4 protein-coding genes and 1 pseudogene are annotated in these 2,455 nt (G+C 37.4%); 3 read left to right on the top strand and 2 right to left on the bottom strand.

The window, feature by feature from the left end:
* From HMPREF9304_RS09225 to HMPREF9304_RS09235, 3 genes are all read left to right on the top strand, one after another.
* A partial coding sequence (locus tag HMPREF9304_RS09225) for a PcfJ domain-containing protein (protein WP_036928394.1) occupies positions 1-230 on the top strand: 230 nt, incomplete at its 5' end.
* A gap of 27 nt (positions 231-257) precedes the next feature.
* The gene (locus tag HMPREF9304_RS09230) at positions 258-512 is read left to right on the top strand and encodes a DUF8466 domain-containing protein (protein ID WP_036864488.1); all 255 of its coding nucleotides are present in this window, start codon (positions 258-260) and stop codon (positions 510-512) included.
* Between the two features lie 4 nt (positions 513-516).
* A complete protein-coding gene (locus HMPREF9304_RS09235) occupies positions 517-753 on the top strand; it encodes a hypothetical protein (protein ID WP_036864491.1) in 237 nt (78 codons plus the stop codon).
* A 122-nt stretch (positions 754-875) separates the two neighbouring features.
* Here HMPREF9304_RS09235 and HMPREF9304_RS09240 read toward each other — a convergent pair whose 3' ends face one another.
* Together HMPREF9304_RS09240 and HMPREF9304_RS09245 are read right to left on the bottom strand one after the other, a co-directional pair.
* Positions 876-1,931 carry a hypothetical protein gene (locus HMPREF9304_RS09240; protein ID WP_007173308.1) on the bottom strand — a complete coding sequence of 352 codons (1,056 nt, stop codon included), beginning with the start codon at positions 1,929-1,931 and terminating at the stop codon, positions 876-878.
* A 118-nt stretch (positions 1,932-2,049) separates the two neighbouring features.
* Positions 2,050-2,379, bottom strand: a pseudogene (locus tag HMPREF9304_RS09245) (glycoside hydrolase family protein); the annotation flags it as partial.
* Between the last annotated feature and the right edge of the window lie 76 nt (positions 2,380-2,455).

Raw genomic sequence — 2,455 nt, forward strand, 5'->3', positions numbered from 1 at the left:
TGCACCATTGCGTATTCTCCAACGAATATTATCTTAAAGAGGACTCACTAATCCTATCGGCAACCATTGAGGGCAAGCGGATAGAAACAATAGAAGTATCACTGAAATCATTGGAGGTGGTGCAAAGTCGTGGCGTGTGCAACAAGAACACGGAATATCACGACCAGATAGTAAACCTTGTGAATGCCAATCGAGATCTTATAAGTCGAAGAATGAAAGCGACTGCATAAAGTATAAACCATTAAATTATCAGAGATATGAAAACAGAGATTGAAAACATTATCTACAACTATGTGGATGAGATACCGCATATTCTCATAAGGGTTATTAATGCAATAACCCTATCCGACAACAAAGAGGAGTTAAGGTCGGCTATCAACAAAATAGCCGAAGAAACAGAACTTGATAAGTTCTTTGCATACGGCTATGGCGCACATCATTTTTGGCTTAAACACCGCAAATTATCCAATGGAGAGCCAAAGGAATACAGATTATTAAAGGTTGAATTTTAAGATTATGAAGAAGAAAGTTTACAGAGTTCGGACACAATACATCTTCGATGGAGTGTTTGATGTGGTTGCGGAGAGCAAGGAAGACGCACGACAAAAAGTCCTGCAAAATTGTGGGTTGATTATGGGTGGAAGCATTCACAGCACCCTGCCCGATGATGAAATAAATTGGGCTTTTGACAGACATCCCAACAAACGAATAGACAGAATAACGAAAGTGCAAAAATATCCTTCTGAATACTAGCAAAAGCCACGCAAATTTTTGGTTTGCGTGGCTTCTTTTCTTTCTCTTTGAACGAGTAGGCGACCAAAGAAAAGAAGCAAAAGAAAGTCGCAGGAATATATCTGACTTATACTCTATCTTTCTTATTGTATCTTATCTGCTAAATTTAGAATGGAAATAGATGTTGAGATACCTGCTATCAAGGATGAGGCTAGTTTACCTTCTATATTTATTTGCCCCTCAGAAGGCTCCGTTCCAAAAGAGAGTCCATCTTTTTTCAATAGTTCGTTACAGAAACGAACAAATTCTTTCTGCTTTCTAACTGGAGAGGTTGATAATCGAACAGCTTGTTCATTGACCAAACGTCCACCATAATATAGATTATTTAGGAGAATTAGCAAATCTGGGGCACAATCTTGGATGAATTTGTCGACATCTGACATTTCGTCATCACTTGACAATGTTCCTAAATCGAAAAAGTCTATGGCAACTTCCTTATATTCATCTTTCAACTCCTTCTCCAAAAGCAATAAAAATTCATCTATTTCATCCTTGTACTTTGTGAATACTTCAAGGTATTTGCTTAATTCTTCTGGAGTAGCTAATTCATCCATTTGATTAGAGATATCGTAATCTATTTGTCGCAGAGAATTACACAATTCATCCATACGTTCTCCAAAATGAATGAAATCAACGCGGTATTGACGTCCTTTATTATTCTTTAAATCTTTTCTAATAGGATACCGCATCACCATAGAGTCAGGATCAAATTTATTAATTTCTTTTATATAATGTTCTATTGCATCTAAATTGACAGAGCTTCCTACATGCTTTTTCCCTGCATCCAAAGTCGGTCGCAAATTACTCCATAGAGATTGAAGATTATGTCCACATTTTAAGAACTTTTGCCTTTCCTCTTCCGTATGGTTGCCATGGTTAAAAAAAAGTGCCTTTAAGTATGCCTCTATGGAATGTCTGTAATTGAAAAATAGAGGATATATCAGCGTATCAATTACTGCTATCTTACGGCTATCAGAAATCATCTTTCCCAGTAATATTTTTGCAGAATCCCAATACCCATCTGATATCGAAACGAATGAAAATGCTCCATTTCCTTCCCACCCAAAATGTGAAAAAGGTTTTCTTTCCAGAACCTCTTTTTCTGTCAGCTCTCGCAAAATTACATCTGTTTTATCCATGATTATGATTTTTATTTAAATTAATTAATAATATGCTATTATTACAAAGATATTAATTTCATTTTACACAACCAAATTAAAATGTATAATATTCAAGAGTAAAAATAGCAGTCTATGGTTAAGGAAGAAAGAACAAGGCAAACTCTACCTGTCTGCGCTTGACCAAACCTTTCAAAACCTTGCCCTTATATCGACAGAATGAAACATACTCCCGATAGAAGCTTCTGTCTCCAGCTTCTATTTTTTTGAGTAGCCTACTCTTGGGATGTTTGCCATACCCCAGCAATCGCCCCACGCCCACATTATAGGCAAGGAGGCTGAGCAGCAGGGCATCCTTGCCATATCCTTTGAAGTGTTCAAAGCATTTCCAAAGGTCGGCACGGAGGAGCGAGTCCGCCTGCCGTTCTGTCATATCTGCCGTGAAACGTTCGCCCGGTTGCAGTTGATGCTTATCCGAAATTTCGGATAAGCATCATTATCCTAACCTTGATATTATCCTAACTTTATATTGCAAATGATTGAAA

Origin of the sequence: Hoylesella timonensis S9-PR14 (assembly GCF_000762405.1) — a bacterium.
In the GTDB taxonomy this organism is placed as follows: Bacteria; Bacteroidota; Bacteroidia; order Bacteroidales; family Bacteroidaceae; genus Prevotella; species Prevotella timonensis_A.

What these genes read in the sequence shown, in the direction of transcription:
- HMPREF9304_RS09230 (WP_036864488.1), top strand. Translation starts at nt 258, where the DNA reads ATGAAAACAGAGATTGAAAACATTATCTACAACTATGTGGATGAGATA.
- HMPREF9304_RS09235 (WP_036864491.1), top strand. Translation starts at nt 517, where the DNA reads ATGAAGAAGAAAGTTTACAGAGTTCGGACACAATACATCTTCGATGGA.
- HMPREF9304_RS09240 (WP_007173308.1), bottom strand. Translation starts at nt 1,931, where the DNA reads ATGGATAAAACAGATGTAATTTTGCGAGAGCTGACAGAAAAAGAGGTT.